Source organism: Arthrobacter koreensis (genome assembly GCF_035792275.1).
Classification (GTDB): domain Bacteria; phylum Actinomycetota; class Actinomycetes; order Actinomycetales; family Micrococcaceae; genus Arthrobacter_B; species Arthrobacter_B koreensis_A.
In genome coordinates this window covers 1-299 of the sequence record NZ_JAMWKK010000034.1, presented here as the reverse complement: position 1 = coordinate 299, position 299 = coordinate 1, and the positions used below count along the sequence as shown (strand labels likewise).

The window sequence follows — 299 nt, the reverse complement described above, 5'->3', positions numbered from 1 at the left end:
AGAAGTCTAGCCACGGTTGCAGGGCATCGGTGCGGGCTTGGTTGGAGTTGAAGACCTGCCGGTAGGCCCAGCCTTCCTGCAGGGTGCGGTTGAACCGTTCGGCTTTGCCGTTTTGCCAGGGATGGCGGGGCTTGATCAGGATGTGCTTGGCGCCCAGCGTGCTCAGGGCGTTCTGGAAGTCCTTGGAGAGCCGGTAAGCGAACGCGTTGTCCGTCATGACTCGTTTCACCGGTGCCCCGTGGGCGGCCATGAACGCGGCAGCCCGCTCCAGGAACCCGGCGCAGGTCGGACCCTTCTCA

General features: G+C 64.2%; 1 protein-coding gene. It reads right to left on the bottom strand.

What is annotated here, in order from left to right; genetic code table 11:
* Window positions 1-299 (bottom strand): integrase core domain-containing protein (locus NGB94_RS16715; RefSeq protein WP_325791844.1); only part of this gene is annotated, 299 nt, incomplete at both ends.